Source organism: Paenibacillus sp. 1_12, assembly GCF_900114475.1.
Lineage (GTDB): Bacteria > Bacillota > Bacilli > Paenibacillales > NBRC-103111 > Paenibacillus_S.
On sequence record NZ_FOTE01000004.1, the window covers coordinates 137,822 to 157,618 of the forward strand.

The window sequence follows — 19,797 nt, forward strand, 5'->3', positions numbered from 1 at the left end:
CTATGTCTATTTTCTATCGAGATATGAATCATGAAAGGATAGGGAGTCGTTGGCTTGAATGGGAAGGTCATCGTAACGAAATAAAATTATTGATTAGCCATACTCTTTCTGATGCAAAAGATCTGGGCCGTGCCATAGTATTAGGGGCGGGTAACTGTGATGATGTAGATCTTCATTTTTTTTGTGATGGTTTTTCACAATTAACTTTAGTAGATATTGATGCGGAATCGCTCCAAGAGGCAATAAACCGCTTAGCCCCTGATCTATCAGAGCGCATCGAGCTTCTGGGAAACGTCGATTTTACAAAGCTAGATCAAGTTGATTTTTATAACAGGCTCACTGATTTATTGGAACAAAAAACAGCGTCTTCAGAATTATGCTCTTTTTTAATACATATCCCCAGTGAAATGTTAGAGTACTCCATATTAAACGAATGGGAAGGTCAATTTTCTGTAGTCATTTCCTCTGCTGTGTATACCCAGATATTTTTTATCCACGTATTAACCTTGTTTGCAGTTCATGTTTCAAACTACACGTCTGAAGAAGTAAGCGCCATACTTGGTGAGCTGAGGGTATTAAGAAACTATATAGTGAAAGCATACAATGATCTTATGATCACTTTGGCGGAAGAGGATGGCTATATTATTGCTTGGTCTGATGTCGTTAAATTTGATGAGATGTCTCCTTTTCCTGAGGAACAATTTTATTCTATTCACAGCGAGGAGGAGCGAATACAGTTTGTGTTTGATATTGCCGGTAAACAAGGTAGAGAGGCAGCTGTAGTGGGGATGCAAGATCTTCATGAAAAACTTATCGATCAAAATCGTCAGTTCGCTTGTTGGATTTGGCCATACAGCTCCAATAGACACTATATTACGTTCGGACTAGCTGGAAGAGTACGAAAAGCTGAGGTCTGAATAGGCGCAGCCCGATTACAGCTAAGGTAGTTCTCGTACCATTAGCGACTGATGTGCAAATTTTTATTGGTACTAAATGGTATTTTTTGTATAATAGAATTGGGGAAAAACTAGCTGCGTTACATATGACATAGAAGGATCGACCCAGCTCGGAATGGATAATTCGAAGCGATAGCTGCTGCTGAAGGCTTGAGGAGGGGAAATGACGATAATGAAAAAAATCGTACTCATTGGCTCAGGAGGCTCAGGTAAATCAACGCTTGCGCGTAAGCTTGGGGATGTTACACAATTGCCTGTTTATCATTTGGATGCCTTGCATTGGAAACCGGGTTGGGTTCCTACGCCTGAAGGCGAGTGGGATCGATTTCAGCGGGAACTCGTCCAGAACGACAAATGGATTATTGACGGGAATTACGGGCGAACACTCGATATTCGACTGTCTGAAGCGGATACCATTATATTCTTCGATTTATCTAGGTGGATCACGACATACCGGATTATTAAACGCAGAATCATGTATCACGGAAAATCAAGACCTGATTTGACAGAAGGCTGTCCGGAGCAGCTGGATTTGCAATTTATTAAATGGGTCTGGAATTTTAGAAAGGAAAAGCGGCCTGCCATTATTGAGAAGTTAAAAAACTATTCAAAAACCAAAAAAATTATACTACTAAAAACACCAGCAGCCGCTGACTTGCTCATTACTCGTTTAAAGGAAAATAAACCTATTGAGAGCAGTATATTATGAGCATCCCAGCTGCTTTTAAAAATACCGGATCGTTGATTCTTCCTCAGTGTATCGACAGTTTAAGTTGTGAGCTTTGATCCGGGGTAGCCCTTGTTTGGATAAAATACTTTTGGGGGGATATATTAAATTAGGAAAGTATGAGCCAGAACAGGAGGATTTTACATGAATGAATTCAAGGGAACCAACAGCGAAGGGCCATCTAAGCCAGGTAGACCAGAATCCGACAGAGCCAAAAGTCCGTTAGACCCACGCTTCCCTGGCTACGATAAAAAATTAGATGGCCCAGTCAGACCGAGTGAGTAAGCGCTGAAAAACATGAGATTTCTAATTTGATAAATAGGGGATGTAAAGATGAAAATAACATCTCTGCTTATCGGGAGGAACATCAGCTGGGTAGCGCTATTTAATCCGGTAATATAGCATGGCAGCAATCAGACGCAGCTTCGGAGTGAATATCTCCGGGGCTTTTTTGTTACAAATGAATACATGTATAGAAGCAAAAAAGCCACCATGGTAGGTGGCCAACAATGAAATTGTGATGCTGTGATATCTCGTACGCAAGAAAAAAGTCCCTATTGTGCTTAGGTTTCCTTTTGAATCAATTCATAAATTTGCTCCAGCAGCTCTATCGTGTGAATCGTATCCTGCATATGGGGTGTGGGAGCGGCGCCGTTCACAATGCTCATTATGAAATGAAACATCTGCTGCTCAAAGCCATAATAAGAATAATTGGACATATTGCCATGATTCGGATTCCACAGGAGCGTATCGCCGCCATCAGCCAGTTTTTCCAGTTGAAACCCGTCCCTTTTTGGAGAGGGTCGATTGTATTCGACACTACGAATATTGTCTACGATCACATTACTGCCAATCCCGGTAATTTCGACTCTTTCCATCGGGTATTCAATTTTTTGCAGGGAGCCTGACTGAATAACGCCAATAGCTCCGGAAACGGTGACGAACGAAATGTTGAATCCTACCCGATGCTCGCTGACCTTAATTGTATCCACATGCAACGATTTGATTTCACCGAGCAGGTATCTGGCTAGATCGATATGATGGCTGACATGATTGAAGAGGAAGAGCTCATCCGATGCGCTCTCTGAACCCTGGAATTTGGACATAAACATCGTGACGGGGCCAAACTCTTCCCTCTGGGTAATCTCTTTGGCCATCATATAAGCAGTTGTGAATCTTTTGTTAAACCGGGTCATCACATATTTCTGTGTGCGGTTTTGCAATTCCAAAAGATCATTTGCTTGTTCCATAGTCAAACATGGAGGTCTTTCCATAAAAACATGGACATGGGCCAGCAAACAATCCTTGGCAATGCTGTAGTGGGAATGAACATCGGCTGGAAAACAAATAACGGCATCCAACTGCTCATTGTGCAGCATCTCTTTATAGTCCGGGTAAACCTTTGGAACGTGATACCTGTCTGTAAATCTATTTAATTCGGCTTCATCGGTGTGGCTTACAGCGGCAAGCTTGAAAGGGATCTGCTTCATGCAGTCATACACGAAGTGATACATCAAATTGCCGCAGCCGATAATAGCAATATTTAATAATTTGTCCATTATAAAGAGACCAGATAGTAGGGCTGATTGGAAAGCTCGACATTTAATCCCGGGTGCATCCACACATCGCCTTCACGATCATGAATTTCAAAGAAATAAATCAAGTCATAAGGCGAGTCAGTATAAGTCGCAGGAACGATTGCGGAGAATGAGCCATCAGCATGTCGGTCCATCTCGACGATAACATAGTGTTCTCCTTGATTGGCGTGACGGTAGTGCAGATTGATCTTAAACCCGGCCGGTGCATCTGAACCAGCAAGCTGCAAATTCAAAGCTTCGCCTTTATGAAGCTTATCTGGTGATTGATGGCTGACAGCGACCCGATCCGATTCTTCTTTATCTTGTAAAAATTTGGATGATAAATTCATTTTTTCTGAAACCTCCGTGCTCACTGCCGACTTACGGACAGCGGAAGCTTTGCTCTCCATAATAGCGAGATCGTCCTCCATCGCTTGCAGGCGATCGGACCAATGCCCTCTGACATGAGGTGTAAAGCCAAAGGCAATGTCAGAGTTATAAATGTCCTTCGAAATGGTGACCAGATGCCTCCATGTATGCGTAGCGGATCGGGTAAGCTCCAATGCTTGTTCCAGCTGCGTCCTGTCGTGGGTTCGCTCGTAGAGTGCATAAGCCAGAGATGCACGGAATTTATCGGCAAAGAAACGCCCAAGATCTATCAGCATCGCCACATCGATCGCAAAGCGGCGAAAGGAAGGAGCCAACGGGTTCTGTGACATACGGATTGCTTGAGATAAGTGCATTTCAGCAGTGTTGGTGAACTGCTCCAGGCGTCCGGCGGTTTCTAGTGGTGAATATTTCCCTTTGCGGAAGCCTTGGGTGATGTCGTCGGCAAATTCGTCTACCCGATAAAACAGCGCCGTATCCAGCGGGCTTGCAGCGCCGAATGTTCCCGGCTTTGGAGTGTCGAAATCATAATAGCTGCTGGCTCCGGTTGCCACGATAGGCAGGTTGGTGTACATTTCCGGCCAGTATATCACATTCGCGGCAGACGGAAGATGCGCCACGGTGATAAGCGGCAAAATTCGGCTGGAATGTGCAAGGGCATGCTCATACGAAGAAGCGGCCTGACCGAACTCGCTGTTCAGGTAACGCTGCCAGGAGGCAGGATTCGCATCCGGGTTATACAATAAACGTCCCCATAATCGGTACGTATACTTGTATTTAAGCCAATCGCGACCCTGCAGCTGCAGGTCAGGCTCCAGATATTGCTCGCGTCCGCCTTCCCGGCCCGATCCTTTGCGACCCTTGAACGTTAACGGCTCGCATAATTCAATGCCTTGGCTGCCGCTAAAGCTGGAATAACGGCCATAACCGGCAGCGATGGCCGGATCACCCCAAAGCAGAAGTTTTTGCGTTCCGGGCCAAAGCCTGAACAAGATGCCGACCTGACGATCCTCTTGCAGATAATCCGCATAGCCATATCGTGTAAATCTGCGTGATAACTGCGTAATGGATGACATACTCATCGTCTGGTCAACCGGCTGGAAAAATTCGGCATCGCGGATTGCGGCTTGATGATAGGAGGGTCCCATATGCTCAGCCCAATATTTGGGTGACAAGTAAATTGGCTGCTCTGTACTTAAAGCAACCTTCAGCAGCTCATCATTCACTCCTTTGGCATGCATATCGATTTCTACCCGGCGTCCAGCATCCTTCGTTCCTTCCATAACAACACGCCAAAATTCATAAGCAGGCTCTGGAATGCCCCCCTCATAATGGACGCGGAACGTAAGTCCATCGATAGCCGGGAAATCCTTCAGCAAAATACGGATCGCCTCGCGGCAGTATTCGGCATGGTTGTCAGGATTGATTCCTTCAATCGTATAATTCTGATTGGGGCTTTCTGTGAAAATATAGGAATGATTCCACAAGCCGAGCTGAAATTGCAATCCCCTGCGCTTGGCTTCATCCCCGATATAGCGGAGCATGACCCAATTCCTCTGCTTTTCCTCATTAGGGAGCTCCTTAACCTTGATATCATAACCGGGAACATCAAACAGGAAAGGGTAGCTGAAGCAAAAATAGTTATCATGAACATCCGGGTCATGGCCATAATCGTAGCCCATGCCCAGCGCAAGACTGAATCTATTGAACCGCTGGGTAATGAGTTCGGTCAAATATTCATCCCAGAACGATTTGTCATAAAACCATGGCTTATCCTCCGGTTCGCATGAGAATAACCGTGTGATGCTTCTGATCGCATTGGCCGGCTTGTCAGTAAACGACTCTATGGAAAGCAGCTCTTCGATAACATGGGAGCTGTGCTGAATACGGTCTGCCAGCTCCAGTATGGCATAGATCAAACCGCGGGCGTCCGAGGCGGATACAACAATCACGCCACTAGATGCGGCAACAGCAAACGATTCCGCTTCAGCAGGCAAGCTGAGGTTGGTGGCCTTAAGCGCCGAATGGACAAGCTGCGAGTCCGGTCCGACAATGACGATCTTCACGGCAGCTTCAGGCGTGTCATTGAATGTTTTCGCAAGGGCTGCGCTTACCTGACGGCTTGCTAAAGCTGCAGTTAATTGCTCTACTGCCCACATGATTGAAGCATGTGAGGTGAATGGGTCCTGGTGATCGTGTACAATTGCGACTGTGGGTACGGAATCAGTGTTAGACATCTCGTTTGACAAAGTCATTCTCTCCTTTGGTGCTATTTATTGGGGCAGCGAGATCATTTTGATGCAAACCGGCATCGGCATTTCTATGCTATGACCTGTAGGCTGCAGCAGTCCGGTTTGACGGTCTACAGCAAATGCGACAACATTGTCCGTATCCTGGTGAGCGACGAATAAATAGCTGCCTGTCGGGTCGATGACAAAACTCCTCGGCGCTTTTCCTCTCGTCGGCTCATGGCCCACGAGCTGAAGCTCGCCCGTATCGGGTTGGACTGCATAAATGACGATGCTGTTATGCCCACGATTCGAACCATACACAAACGTGCCGTCCGTATTTACATGCACATCGGCACAGCTGTTGCGATCTGTATAGTCGGCGGGCAGCGTGGAGAGTGTTTCCTTCAGCTTAAGAACACCCTCGGATGAATCATAGTCGTAGCTCATCAACGTGTTGCTCAGTTCATTGATGACATAGGCCCAGCGTTCGTTAGGATGAAAGGCAAAATGACGTGGACCTGAACCCGCTGCTACTGAGACCATTGGAGCGATACCAGGTAATAATTTCCCGTCGGTGTCCAGGAGGTAAGCCCGCAATTGATCGGCTCCATACTCGGCGGCAACCGCGAAGCGGCTGGCAGGGTCCAATGTTATGGAATGGACACGAGGTCCTTGTTGGCGCGTTGGATGAATACTGGAGCCAGTATGCTGGATGAAATCAGTCATGGCTCCCAGTCTGCCATCCTCTTCTATAGTCAGGACGCATATGCTGCCATCCCCAAAATTGCCTGCAAGCACGAATTTACCTGTCCGATCTACAATCAAATGGACAGGCTTGGAGCCGCCCGAGGGCTGCTGATTCAAATAAGTCAGCTGCCCAGTGCGGGAATCAATGGTGAAGGCGCTTATCATGCCTTCGCCCTCAATCGTATTTGCTGCATATAGATACTGCTGCGTAGGATCAACAGCCAAATAAGTAGGATTGATGCCGGCCGCAGTCGTACTGGAATATTCCATTTCACCGGTGGATGGATTCATGCGATAGACGTAGATGCCTTCACTATTACTGTCGGTTTGCGTTCCGATATAAGCAAATATTGTTGATTTCGGTTTCATAGTCGTTGTCCTCGTTTATTATGATTTGAGAATGCCTAAACCTTCTTCCAGGGATTCAGATACGCTGTCCGCCAGTTGAGCCGTCAGCCCCCCATCCACGACAAGCGCATGACCCGTAACGAATGAAGCGTCATCGGAAGCAAGGAATAGAGCAGCCAATCCGGCTTCGCGCATCGTTCCCGGTCTTCCCAGCGGGTAAACAGCTTTTTGACGGCGGACCTCCTCTGGATATTTTTCCAGAAAATCGATCTTTCCTTCGGTTACGATTCTACCTGGGCAGATGGAGTTTACCCGAATGCCGTACTTTCCATAATCCAATGCCATTTGACGGGTTAGATTAATGATTGCGGCTTTGGCGGCGTCATATGAAGCATGCCGTCTGCCACCGAGAAGCCCGTGTACCGAGGCCGTATTGATGATCGAGCCTCCGCCTGCCTTGATCATGCCCGGCAGTGCATATTTACTGCCCAGAAAGACGGCTTTAACGGAAGAAGCGAATACCTGATCCCAATCGTCTTCTTCCTGCTCAAGAATGGAAGCCGTGTGTCCTTTATAGGCATTGTTCATCAAAATGTCCAACTGGCCATGCGTTGAATAAGCATGTTCGATTAGCTGCTTCAAATCCTCGCTTTTAAATACGTTGGCCTTAAAATAACTGGCCGAACCTCCATTAGCGATGATTCCGTCAGCGACCTGCTGACCTAAACCCTCGCGGCCCCCATCGTCATTCACGATCACATGAGCGCCTTCTTCGGCAAATACCTCGGCGCTTGCTCTTCCGATACCTGAGGATGATCCGGTAATAATGGCAATTTTATCCTTTAATCTTTTTCCCATGTTCAATTTCCTCCTACAAGTTTGATAACCGCCGCCACACCACAAAACGGATCATTATGCTAGTTTTTAATTTTTTCTTTATACAAATCGTTTAATTCTTTCAGGTGCTTTTGATAGCTCGGATCATCCTTGAAGCCTTTTACAAATTTATCCCAATCATCCATGCTGTTTTTGCCGATAATAACGTTGGTTTCCATATCATTAATCTTTTTGTTCCAGTCTGCGCTTTTTTCCAAAGCGGTCGGGGTGACAAGACCGAGTCCTGGATTAGGGATCGAAACCGTTGCAATTTTATCAACCAGTTTGTGATTATATTCTTTGGTTTCCGGTGTCATGCCAGGCAAATCTGCTTTGACATATTTATCGAAATAGCTGGAAACCCATTGTGCGGATGTATCAAAAGCATAACCTTTTTTCTTGCCTTCTTCTGTCTGGGTAATATCACCGGCAGCGCTCTCATTATAGTCAGTCCCTTTAATGCCGTAAGCGACAAGATTGTAGATTTCCCGGGTTGCTGTGTAATCGTAGATTTCAAGAATTTTCTTTAATTTTTCCTCGTTTACTTTTTTGTTGATCATAAAAATTCCGAATGAACCCGGTGCGGCTTCCATATAAACCTTTCCGTCCGGAGCAGCAGGGAACAGGTAAGGTACGATTACGGCTTTTGGATTTACCTTTTTGAGATCGTCTGTATACAGGTGACCATCGTAGGTATTGGTAAAGCCCATGCCCGCTTTGTCTTGGGTCATGAAATCGCGAATCTGGCTGACCTGCAGGAGCGGCAAATCTGGAACCATAACGCCATTCTTGTTGGCTTTGTTCCAGAAAGCGAGTGCATCCTTCATTTTGGGATTAAAGAAGCTCGGCTGCAGCTGACCGCTATCATCCACATAATGCTGCTGTCCATTGCCAAACATCGATATGAAATAGGAGGATATGTTAGGTGTTCCATGGCCGACAAAGCCGTACGTATCATTTTTTCCGTTGCCGTCGGGATCATTCTTAGTGAACGCTTCCATCACATTATAAAACTCATCCATCGTCGTAGGAGCTTTAAGACCCAGCTTATCTAACCAATCTTGGCGTATTAACAACGCCTGCTGTCCATCGATGGGACGAACGCGGGGGATGCCCATCGTTTTACCTTTGAAGGCGACATTTTTATAAATTTGCGGAGGATAAGCAGCCAAATTCGGATAGTTTTTAATGTACGAGGTTAAATCCCAAAAGGCGCCCTGATTCGTTGCGTTGGCAAAGGTTTGCGTGTTAATATCCCAAACCAGGGTCACATCAGGAAGATCGCCAGCAGCTAACATGACATTTAATTTGTCCGGATAATTGTTAGCGGGAACATAAGTCACATTGATTTTGACATTGAATTTGGCATTTATTTGCTTAAGGCTCTCCAGGTCGTTGCTTGGCGCTGAGTTGTAAGTCGTTGTCATTATATTAATTTCCATCGGCGCTTTCGAGCCTTTATCGGCTGCAGGAGCTTCCGAAGTACTCGAAGACGTTGTTGTGGAACTGCAGCCTGCAAGCAAAACTATGGCTGCCATCGTGCCTATATTCGTATTTCTTAGCCAATTTTTCATCTACATAGACCTCCTTCATATTTTGGAGCGTTTTTCTTATGTGATGTCTGGATGTACCACCGGAATGCTCTGGCAGCTTCTGGCCCTAATCTTCTCGATATGCCTCACTCCTTTCCATGCAGCTTGTGTCAGCCTTTAACGGAGCCGACCATCATCCCTTTAACGAAATACTTTTGCAAGAACGGGTAGACGATGATAATAGGCAGGGAAGCAACGACTACAGCGGACATTTTAATGGTCTCCGGCGGCAGCATCTGCTCACTCTGCAGCATTTGCGCTACGGCAGGATCGCCTACCTGTGTCGATGCTTGAATAAGCAGCATTTGCAGCACAACCTGCATGGGGCGAAGCGTATCCTTGTTGATATAAAGGACAGCGTTAAAATACGTATTCCAGTAGGCAACAGCGAAAAACAGTCCAAAGGCTGCTATCGCCGACAAAGAAACAGGCAGGATGATCCGGAAAAACACGCCGATGTCTGTACAGCCGTCCATCTTGGCTGACTCCTCCAGCTCCTCAGGGATTTCCTGATAAAAGCTTTTCATCAAAATGACATACCAGGCGCTGGTCAGCACAGGAAGGATAAGCGCCCATACGGTATTAATGAGTCCGAGCTCCTTGACGAGCAAATAGTTCGGAATCATGCCCGGATTGAACAGCATTGTAAACAGAATACCCATCATGAGGACTTTCTTCAGTCTGAATTTTTTGCGTGATAAAGAATAAGCAAGTCCACTCGTCAAAATGAGACTGCAGCCGGTTCCGATCACAGCAAGAAAAAAACTGATGCTGAGCGAATTCAAAAAAGTTCGGGTAGATAAAATGAACTTGTAAGATGCGAGGCTCCAATGCTCGGGAATAATCACGAGTGCCCGAGTTTGAAATTCGACCGGGTCGGTAAAGGAAACGAGTATGACGTACAGAAAGGGCAAAAAGGTTGATAATGAGATAACGGCAAGAATGAAGTAGTTAAAGGTGTCGAACACCCGTGAAACGAGATGCTGTTTCATTTAGTAGACACCCTCTTCCCCGAACTTTTTGGCAAGGCGATTGGCAGAAACGACGAGAATCAAGCCGACAACTGATTTGAATATACCGACGGCTGTGGCGAAGCTAAACCGACCGTTTTGAATGCCTACCCTATAAGCATAAGTATCGAACACATCGGCGACCTCCGTCACGGTAGAGCTGGACATCAAGTAGATATGCTCGAAGCCGATATCCAATACCTGACCCAGACGAAGAATCAGTAAAATAATAATTGTTCCTTTGATCCCAGGGACGGTTACAGACAACGTTTGTCTCCAGCGGTTCGCACCGTCCATCCGCGCCGCTTCATACAGCTCAGGATTGATGCCAGCTAAAGCAGCGAGGAAAATAATCGTTCCCCAGCCTGTTTCCTTCCATATGGTCTGAGCCGTCAGCATTGCCCAGAAGGTATCGGCATTGGTGAGAAAATTAATCGTATGCCCGCCGGACTCCGTGATCAGCTTGTTAACGATTCCGCTTCCGCTCAGCGTCAGGAAGCAAATGCCCACGATCACGACCCAAGAAAGAAAATGCGGCAGGTAAATCGCGGTTTGAACCCACTTCTTGAATGTCAGATTTTTCAGCTCGTTCAGCAGCAGCGAAATAATAATCGGCATCGGAAAAAAGAAAGCAATATTCAGAAAACTGATGGCTATCGTGTTGCGAAACAGCAGCCAGAAATCAGGATTCGTAAAAAAGCTCTGAAAATGTTTAAGTCCGACCCATTCGCTTTTGAGCAGTCCTAAATAAGGGGAGTACTCAGTAAAAGCCAACGTCAACCCCCACAAGGGAACATATTTAAAAATAATGAAAAACAGCAAACCCGGCAGCGCGAGTAGATACAAATATTTTTCTTGTTGAAACGTCTTTTTCCAGCTCTTTAACCAAAGAAGAAATGAGCTGTAGGATTTCGTATCCTTCCTCGGCTCGGGCAAATCCGTTAACTTGGGAGATAGAGTTGCTCTTTGTTGATTAGGCAATCTGCTCATCCTTTCTATGCATGTTTCGATGGGGCATGTATTGATAAATTGAATTGTATGCGGTTCTCGCCAAGTCAACAATAAGCCATTTGTGAATGCTCTTTATGTGCCGCATGTAAGGGTAATCACAAAAAGAGTATTGTACGGGCAAATGAAAAACCCGCATTCAGCAAGGGTTTAGACCTTTTGAATACGGGTTGCGAATCTAGGTGAAGTCCGCTACTCTCCTTCCTCGCGATATTGTCCGGGGGTGATTCCTACATTTTTTTTGAATACACGGATAAAGTTTTGAGTGTGGAGGTAGCCCACCTCTTCTGAAATATCGGAAACTGGAATGTTTGATTCACGCAGCAGCTGCTTGGCCCGCTCAATTCGAACCTGTGTGACGTAATCGCTGAATGAGATTTGCTTGAATTTCTTGAACAACTTGCTGAGATGTGTTCGGCTGATTCCGAAGCTGCGTGCACATTGATCCTGGGAAATATCCAAATGATAATTTTCCTGAATGAAGGCGATCACCTTATCAATAATGTGCTCGTGCTTCACAAAAGTTTTATTGTGTACGATTGTTACGATTGGGGTAATGAGCTTCTGTAGAAACCAATGATTCAAATCATCCATGTTTTGGAATTTACGCAGATATTCGTAGGGCTCCTCACCTTTATACAATGTATCCAGATCGATACCGAGCAGATACATCGTCCGAATCGTTGTGCCGAGGAGCTGCGTGTACGACATTTGAATGACTTTGGTCATATTGGTTGCGCTTACGACATATTTGGAAAACTCATCAAGCATTCGCTCTGACTCTTCGAGGTCTCCCTGCTTCAAGGATTCCTCATAATGCTGCTCCAGCTCGATCGGGTACCGAAAGCTTTCGCTTGCTTTCAAGAAGTCATTCTCGGGGTCGATAACCTGCTCTCCTCCCACTACAAGCCGGGAATACAAGGCTGAAACCGCCTGATGATAGACCTGGGGCAGATCGCGGATTTCGCTAGTTATAGCTCCAAGACCTGCAGTTACCGGCAGCCGCAAATAATCCGTCAATACGCCTCTGACGTCTTCCACAAATGCCTTCACTAAAGCTTTCCATTCCGAAGTCCTTGCGTTGATTGACTCTTCATCGACTAACGCATGATTCCAAAGCAGTACGGCGATCTGATCATTCAACAGATTGATGGTAATTCCATGAAAAACACGTTCATTGGCATGGACGAGATCCGTAATGATGTTTTTCATAGCAAAAATGATGAGATCTCGATCCTGATCGGAAAATTTACCCTTTCCGGGAGTACTTGGATCGTAAGTCAGTATGAAAATAGCAAATTGAGCCTGCTGTGGAAGACCATAACGCTCGAAAAGGCTCCCCAGCTCACTCGGTGTATAATACAAGTAATTACCCTGCAGCATCTGCATCACGAACGATTCCTGAATAATGGGCAGCTGATGGGACAATTGATCCTGCAGCTGCCTTTTTTCGTCCTTTAATGCCAGCCAGGTCTGCTTGACATAACCGATCTCATCCTCGTCGAGTTCGTTGCCTGCAGAATCCCGCTTCATATGTGTCATCAGATTAGCAAGCGGCCTGTACACCCATTGGGTACCCAAAAAAGTGAAAACGAGCGCAATCAGCAGTACAACGGCAAGCACTGCCACCGTAATGACCCCAATTCCGGCTGATTTGGCATTTAACTCTTCGACCGGAATCAGATCGATATATTTCCAGCCGGTATAGGAAGAAGTAAGTGTAGTCACCAAATAATCGCGGTCATTCCAGTTGTAATTGAGCTTGTGCTCGGACACGTTTTTTTGCTGAAGCAGTTCAAGGAGCTGGGAAGGGAACGCGGAAGCGGAGGAGGAGGCGACCGTTTTTCCATCTTTATCGACTATTGCAATCGTTTGCCCCGGGTAAACTACCGAACGCTGGAGAGCATCCTGGAACAGCTTTTCATCGATACGGATAAGCATCAGGCCAACTGGACTCAGAGCCTGCAGCGGCAGCCTGCAAATAAAGGTAACTCCCTTGGCTGCATCATTTGCCCGAATGTGAAATACGGTGTTTTTCCACTGAAATTCCTTAGGGGATGTCATCACCTCATTCAGCCTGTTGCGATCATAGATGGGGGCTATTTTAAATAAACCGAAGGAGGAGGACAGCAGATAATTGTCCTTCACATACATCGAAATATCCAAAATGAGCTTATGGTTGTTTTGAAAGGTTGAGAAAAATTGTGCAACCTGCATATTAAATTCATATTCATTATCCTTGATTCCCCGCTGCAGTGCCTCATTGCCAAAAAGAGGATGAAACAGCAGCTGCAGTGTGCTGTCCTGGATGTTCTGCAAATCCCGGTCAATGGTTGTGGAGGTATTCTCCAACAGTTGAACATGCGCACGGTTTACTTCATTTTGCAAGGTTGAAGCTGAGAACAGGTAGCTGCTGATACCTACGATTAAGGTGGGCAGGACACCAACAGCCAAGGTTAACATGATCATACGTTGAAGCAAGGTAGTCTTTCTCCCAAATATCCGCTTGATTTTCAAGTTGCCCCTCCTCAGGTAGGTCTTAAAAATAATCGAATGAGTTTTTAAATATCAGATACGCGTGATTACTTATGAACAATGTTCATTATACAGAACTATGTAGTGTATTTAAAGAACCTGAGTGCTATAATCACCCGAAAATTTTTGAACTGCTTGATGATTCGGCTACGCTAAAGGGAGGCAGGATGGCATAGCAATACCTGATGCATGATTAATATCTCGTTAACTATTTGTTGTGAGCTGATAGGGATGAGTCCTTCTAATATCAGAAGATATGCAAATTGGAGGAAGCGAGGATACTGCAGCTGGAGACCGAGCAAAAAGTGAATGAGATTGCCTTGTAGGATTGGTCACATATTGGATGAATATGCATAATATTCGTACATTTGGATAATCTATAACCGTTATAACAGACGGATGGGTGAATAGAATCATGGATAAAAGTATCGGTAAAATAAACTTCTTACAGGTTTGCATGATTCTTATGCTGATGAACGGGCTTATGAACCATGTGGTTGTGAACCCCATGCTTCTAGAGGCGTCTGGGAGGGATGCCTGGATCTCTGTTTTATTAGCAGGCGTATTGTTTCTTCCATGGTGTGCTCTACTGGTCATCTTTATGAAAAAATCGGGACAAAAGAAGCTTCAGCCTTGGTTAGCGAGCAAGACCAACTCAATAATATCGTGGATGCTTGTCATTCCCATCTGTGTGCAGTTATATCTGATTGGGGGAACCACTGTCCTGCACACCGCAACATGGACCATTATTAACAACTTGCCGAACACCCCCAAATTTGCTCTGGTTCTCGCTCTATGCCTGGTAAGCTTGTACTACGCCATCTCCGGTATTCGTATGATAGCGATCAGTGCGGGGATTTTATTACCCATGGTGATTGCATTGGGGTATTTTGTGAGCTTCGCCAATATGCCCAAAAAGGATTTCACCTTGTTACGACCGGTTTTGGAGTATGGGTGGCAGCCTGTCATTCACGGCATGCTTTATGCAGGAGGCGGCTTCATCGAGCTGGTGATGATCATTGCGATTCAGCATCGATTGAAGTCCAGTGTTCGTCCATGGCAGCTGATGATACTTGCTGTGGTGATGGTCTACATTACAGTTGGCCCCGTTATAGGCGGAATTACGGAATTTGGTCATAAAGAAGCCACAAAGCAGATGGAATCGCCTTACGAGCAGTGGCGCTTAGTAAAGCTCGGCAATAATATTGAGCATGTTGATTTTTTATCCGAATTCCAATGGCTAGCCGGAGCCGTTATACGAATCAGCTTCTCACAGCTATTAATAGGAGAGCTATTACCTATTCAAAGATTGAAAAAACGAAGTCTATTTATGCTATGTATTACTGTTAGTTATATAGTACTAACGATGCTTCCTTTGGAAAGCTATTCCGTTTATGTATGGATGTATCAATATTATATGCCGATCACCTTCATCATGGGTTTATTCATATCGCTAGTTTGCCTTACCATTGCAATCATTTCCAGAAAGTCCAAGGAGGAAGCTCTATGAAAGGGAATAAGCTCGAACTGTCAGAAAGCTGGAGTGAGTCCAAACTTAAGGCGTTATTTCCTCACTCCGCGGACGTTCAGATCCATAGCTTTCGATTGGAGGACGATGGTTGTTCTGAGGTTATTCTCATTTACAGCGAAGGCTTGTGCGACACCACTCAAATTGGAAGGGTTGTTCTTCCAGAGCTAAAAAATCTATATCGCCAGAATGGGTTCTCTGATTTATCCGGGAACAACGTATATGGTACCTTGCCCATACATCCATTAGAGGCGGAAACTTCACCCATAGAAATAGCCGAATTCGTTTTTCAAGGAGATCTTCTGCTGCTGTTTCCCCAAACGGATGCGTTATTTAGAATGTGTATTGGCCATCGTACAGAGCGTACTCCTGAAGAATCAAGCACAGAAATATCTATAAAAGGACCCAAAGATGGATTTATAGAAGATATCATGGTCAATGTCGCACTGATTCGTAAACGGATTCGCAGCAATTCCCTCTGCTATGAAACCTTTATTCTGGGAAGGCGAACAAGAACAAGAGTCGGTTTGTTATATATTAATGATATTATTTCACCCGAAGTGTTGAATGATGTGAAAAAAAGACTTAATAAAATAGATATGGATGGAGTTTATAGTATAAACCAGCTTGAAGAAATGATAGTTGATTCCAAGTATTCGATGTTTCCTTTGCTCGATTACAGTGGTCGGCCTGATAAAGCGGTCAGCAGTTTATTGGCAGGAAGATTTGTCATCATCGTAGATGGAAATCCCATGATATTAATTGGACCTACTAACTTTTGGCTTCTATTAAAATCGCCTGAAGATTTATATTTCAGCTTCCAATACATATCGTTTGCCCGTTTGATCCGTATATTCAGCTTTTGCATATCTATTATGCTGCCTGGTGTATGGGTGGCGCTGTCTGCTTTTCATCAGGATCAGATTCCATTTCGGCTAATGGCAACCATTGCATCGGCACGTATCGGTCTCCCCTTTTCAGGACAAGCTGAACTGCTAATACTTTTAGTGCTGCTGGAAATCTTTAGAGAAGCCGGACTTCGTTTACCGAACGCTATCGGGCAGACATTGACTGTTGTTGGTGGATTAATTATTGGCGATGCAGCCATTCGAGCAGGTCTGGTTTCTCCAAGTGTCGTTGTTGTCGGTGCCATATCAGCTGTTGCGGGAACTACATTGGTCAGTCAATCGATAGCGGCAACGGTGAGTTTTCTCCGATTTTTCATGTTTATGATGGCTTCATTTCTGGGGATGTACGGGCTGATTCTCGGGATTGTACTGATTATAGGATATATGAGCCAGCTTCGTTCCTTTGGTGTTCCCTATATGTCGCCGATTTCCCCTCCGCATTTCAAAGAAATGATAGGGGCTATCTTTCGACTACCCTGGAGCAAGTATAAAGAAAGACCTGAAACGTTAAATACTGTAGATTCGGACCGGCAAGGGGAGGATTAGCGTGGCTGCAAGCATAAAATGGGTTCTCATACTCGCTCTGCTCCTGCTGGAGTCCGGTTGCTGGGATTCCAAGCCCATTCAAAATATGGTCTATGTGACAGCTATTGGTCTTGATTATCAGGAAGGCAATTTTATCGTTCATGTACAGACTTTGAATTTCATAAATGTGGCAAAGATCGAAAATTTCGAAATTGGAAAAAATGTGCCGGTATGGATAGGTATCGGAAAGGGGAAAACGGTCAGTGAGGCTTTAACATCGATTTATGCAACCTCACAGGTAAAAGTATATTGGGGCCATGTTAGAGCGATCGTTTGCGGTGAAGGTATCATTAACAATCAGGATGCCTTTGCTGAAGCTTATGATGCCATAAACCGTTATCGTGAGGTACGATATAATATTTTGTTGTATGGCACGAGAGAGCCGATGTCCAAGATCCTCACACAAAAATCCATATTTAATCTATCTCCATTAGAGTCCATCCTCGATACCCCTGAAGACAGCTATTCCCAAAGATCATCTATTCCTCCCCAGTATGGTTACAGGATTATTGCGGAATTAAACGAGCTGGGTCAAACGGCATTGCTCCCGTCACTGTCAACTGACGACAATAGCTGGACAGAGGATCAGAAGAAAAAAGCCATGTTTAAGGTAGACGGAGCTTTCATGATCTATGATCATAAACTGAAAGGTTGGTTTTCCGAAGACGATCTCAAGGGTGCCAAATGGCTTCAGAAAAGAATGAAGCGTTCAATCATCCAAATTCCCGGTAAAGGGGAACCGATCGCAGCATTAGTCTTGAAGCTGCCTAAACAACGTATAGAACCGTACCTTGAAAAAGGAGAATTGCGATTTAATATAACTATTAATGTTCGTGCTTATGTAGATGAAATGGTTCAGGAAGCCTCTATAAAAAAGATGGAACAGGAAGCGGAAGCGGTGGTACGAGACCAAATAAAATCAACTTATCTAAAGGGGGTATCGCAGCAGACGGATCTGCTGAATTTGTTAGATGATCTGTATAAAAAGAAATATCCAATCTGGCGAAGCTTGCACGATGATAACCAGTTGATTTTAAAAGAAGATACCTTGAACAAAATCGATGTACATGTAACACTTACCAACACAGGTACCTATAAAGGAAAGAAGAATTGAATAGACACGTTTAATGACAAGCGCATTGGCGAGAAAATGTGGATTGATCTGACTTTTAAGCGCTCCGTACTGGGCTATTTTTTGCTGAGAAGTTCTTATGCAAAGGAAGATTGTATACGATGAAAGCATACGAATTAGACAGGTTCGTAGGCATTACAAATGCGATGTGATCAAATAAAGCCGAAGCTCCTTGTTTAATAAGGATTCTTCGGCTTTATTGGTTGATTTTAAATTACTTACCCGCTGCTGTAACAGCCTTTTTAATGGCAGTAGTCGCTTGCTGTTGGAATAGAGAACGCTCTTGTGCTGACCAGTTACTGTCGATATAGTCCGTATCATTTACCCATAAAATCCAAATGCGTGCAGCCAGTTCATCTGCTGAACTACCTGTAAGCTGTGACAGACTGCCACCTTGTACATAGGCGTTCTTCAAATCTTCATAATCCAAATCCTCTGTATCGACCACAAGATAAGTATCGTTAAAGATGGTTTCTAGATGTTTGTTAATAAATGCGTCAACATCAGACTTGGAACCATTTGCTGTATTATTGATGCTATAGGGCGTTGAAACAGCGGATGCAATCGACTGCTTAGCCCGATCTTTCAAATCTGCTGCCTCTTCAGTAGTTAGCAGATTTCCCTGAGCTGCCGAATCAATTTCTTGTACAATCGGTCTAAGCAAGGCATTTGTTAATAATTGTTGATCGAGATGAGTAGCATTTGCAAGTGAGCTTCCTTGAAGCAGACGGTCACGAATATCGATATAATCTTCTTCGGACAGAACTGCTGCGTCCGATTCCAACTCTTTCATATATTTATCCATAATGGCATCATAGCTAAAGCTGTTTTTAACAACGGGGGACTGGTAGCCGGGTGTGGATAAGGCGACTTGAATACCGTTGTATAAATCAGATTTCAAAGTGTCTAGCTGCTCGTTAGTCACTGTATAATTTTGCAAAGTATTAGATAAATCCTGATCTATGGAAGCTCTCAGCTTTGATGACAATAATGCATTATCCAGACCGGTTGCTTGGGCTAACGTCTGTCCATGGAGTAAGGCATCATGAATATCCATAGAGTCCTTATCCGAAAATGTAATTGCCATATTCATCAGATTGTTTAAACGATCTGTTATGTATTGTTGTCTATCCAAGGGTGCTTTGACTCTTTCGATGAATGATGATTCATCGTCATCCGCGAATGCTTTTGGGGCTAAAGTAAGGGCACCACTAAATAGTAAAGCTGTAGAAAGTATTGCAGCCATCCATGGTTTTCTGTTTTTCATTTTAACTCCACCTTATCTCTATAGTTTTTCTTTAAACATTTCGTCTACGAAATGTTTCTGTACGAAATATAACATTTTACTCATGAATTGTAAATAGTATCTAAACAATAATAAGTGAATAAAGTTTGAACAATAAGCAAAAAAATAAGATGCTAATTCATCGTACACAAAAGCTAACTAATTATTGCTAGAGTGCTCATAATGTTCTACAATATGTTTTGAAGTAACTAACTTCTATGTAACGTAGAGCGGCGCAAGGATATGTAGAGCGCGATGTTAGAGATCAAAGAAATCGTCGGCGCCAATGTCCCCATTAACGACAGCAACGTTTGTTTCGTGCAGGAATTAGGCTTCATTGTGATAACGCTTTCAAAAAAGGGGAT

The 19,797-nt window shown here is 44.5% G+C and carries 15 protein-coding genes; 5 read left to right on the plus strand and 10 right to left on the minus strand.

Annotation, left to right across the window (positions count from 1 at the left end; all coding sequences use genetic code 11):
• The first annotated feature begins 2 nt into the window (after positions 1–2).
• Both BM210_RS10990 and BM210_RS10995 read left to right on the plus strand, forming a co-directional pair.
• Complete coding sequence (locus BM210_RS10990; protein WP_091167863.1) at positions 3–917, plus strand: hypothetical protein; 915 nt, start codon at positions 3–5, stop codon at positions 915–917.
• A gap of 211 nt (positions 918–1,128) precedes the next feature.
• A complete protein-coding gene (locus tag BM210_RS10995) occupies positions 1,129–1,665 on the plus strand; it encodes a DNA topology modulation protein (protein WP_091168442.1) in 537 nt (178 codons plus the stop codon).
• Between the two features lie 581 nt (positions 1,666–2,246).
• Here the strand turns inward: BM210_RS10995 and BM210_RS11000 are convergent.
• The 8 genes from BM210_RS11000 to BM210_RS11035 all read right to left on the minus strand — a co-directional run bounded on the left by BM210_RS11000 (position 2,247) and on the right by BM210_RS11035 (position 13,976).
• Positions 2,247–3,242 (minus strand): Gfo/Idh/MocA family protein, encoded by a 996-nt coding sequence (locus BM210_RS11000; RefSeq protein ID WP_091167864.1) that lies wholly within the window; start codon positions 3,240–3,242, stop codon positions 2,247–2,249.
• Positions 3,242–5,896, minus strand: a complete 2,655-nt coding sequence (locus BM210_RS11005; RefSeq protein WP_091167865.1) for a hypothetical protein — start codon at positions 5,894–5,896, stop codon at positions 3,242–3,244. The genes BM210_RS11000 and BM210_RS11005 overlap by 1 nt, the downstream gene beginning before the upstream one ends.
• 24 nt (positions 5,897–5,920) lie before the next feature.
• On the minus strand, positions 5,921–6,994 hold the full coding sequence (locus tag BM210_RS11010) for a lactonase family protein (protein ID WP_091167867.1): 1,074 nt from the start codon (positions 6,992–6,994) through the stop codon (positions 5,921–5,923).
• Between the two features lie 18 nt (positions 6,995–7,012).
• Positions 7,013–7,831 (minus strand): SDR family NAD(P)-dependent oxidoreductase, encoded by an 819-nt coding sequence (locus tag BM210_RS11015; RefSeq protein ID WP_091167868.1) that lies wholly within the window; start codon positions 7,829–7,831, stop codon positions 7,013–7,015.
• 59 nt (positions 7,832–7,890) lie between these two features.
• A complete protein-coding gene (locus BM210_RS11020) occupies positions 7,891–9,423 on the minus strand; it encodes an extracellular solute-binding protein (protein WP_091167870.1) in 1,533 nt (510 codons plus the stop codon).
• Between the two features lie 128 nt (positions 9,424–9,551).
• Complete coding sequence (locus tag BM210_RS11025) at positions 9,552–10,433, minus strand: carbohydrate ABC transporter permease (RefSeq protein ID WP_091167871.1); 882 nt, start codon at positions 10,431–10,433, stop codon at positions 9,552–9,554.
• A complete protein-coding gene (locus tag BM210_RS11030; protein ID WP_091167873.1) occupies positions 10,434–11,441 on the minus strand; it encodes an ABC transporter permease in 1,008 nt (335 codons plus the stop codon).
• Positions 11,442–11,651: 210 nt separating this feature from the next.
• Positions 11,652–13,976: an AraC family transcriptional regulator gene (locus BM210_RS11035; protein WP_091167874.1), complete on the minus strand. Its 2,325-nt coding sequence runs from the start codon at positions 13,974–13,976 to the stop codon at positions 11,652–11,654.
• A gap of 433 nt (positions 13,977–14,409) precedes the next feature.
• Here BM210_RS11035 and BM210_RS11040 point away from each other — a divergent pair, with 433 nt between their 5' ends.
• The 3 genes from BM210_RS11040 to BM210_RS11050 are packed head-to-tail and all read left to right on the plus strand — an operon-like array spanning position 14,410 to position 18,129.
• Positions 14,410–15,504: an endospore germination permease gene (locus BM210_RS11040; protein ID WP_091167876.1), complete on the plus strand. Its 1,095-nt coding sequence runs from the start codon at positions 14,410–14,412 to the stop codon at positions 15,502–15,504.
• Entirely contained in the window at positions 15,501–16,976 is a 1,476-nt protein-coding gene (locus BM210_RS11045; protein ID WP_091167878.1) for a spore germination protein, read from the plus strand. The genes BM210_RS11040 and BM210_RS11045 overlap by 4 nt, the downstream gene beginning before the upstream one ends.
• A gap of 1 nt (position 16,977) precedes the next feature.
• On the plus strand, positions 16,978–18,129 hold the full coding sequence (locus BM210_RS11050) for a Ger(x)C family spore germination protein (protein ID WP_177237754.1): 1,152 nt from the start codon (positions 16,978–16,980) through the stop codon (positions 18,127–18,129).
• On the opposite strand, the gene BM210_RS36215 is transcribed toward BM210_RS11050, so the two are convergent.
• Both BM210_RS36215 and BM210_RS11055 read right to left on the minus strand, forming a co-directional pair.
• Complete coding sequence (locus BM210_RS36215) at positions 18,049–18,258, minus strand: histidine kinase (RefSeq protein WP_371263457.1); 210 nt, start codon at positions 18,256–18,258, stop codon at positions 18,049–18,051. The genes BM210_RS11050 and BM210_RS36215 overlap by 81 nt on opposite strands.
• Before the next feature lie 103 nt (positions 18,259–18,361).
• The gene (locus BM210_RS11055) at positions 18,362–19,414 is read right to left on the minus strand and encodes a hypothetical protein (protein WP_091167881.1); all 1,053 of its coding nucleotides are present in this window, start codon (positions 19,412–19,414) and stop codon (positions 18,362–18,364) included.
• Between the last annotated feature and the right edge of the window lie 383 nt (positions 19,415–19,797).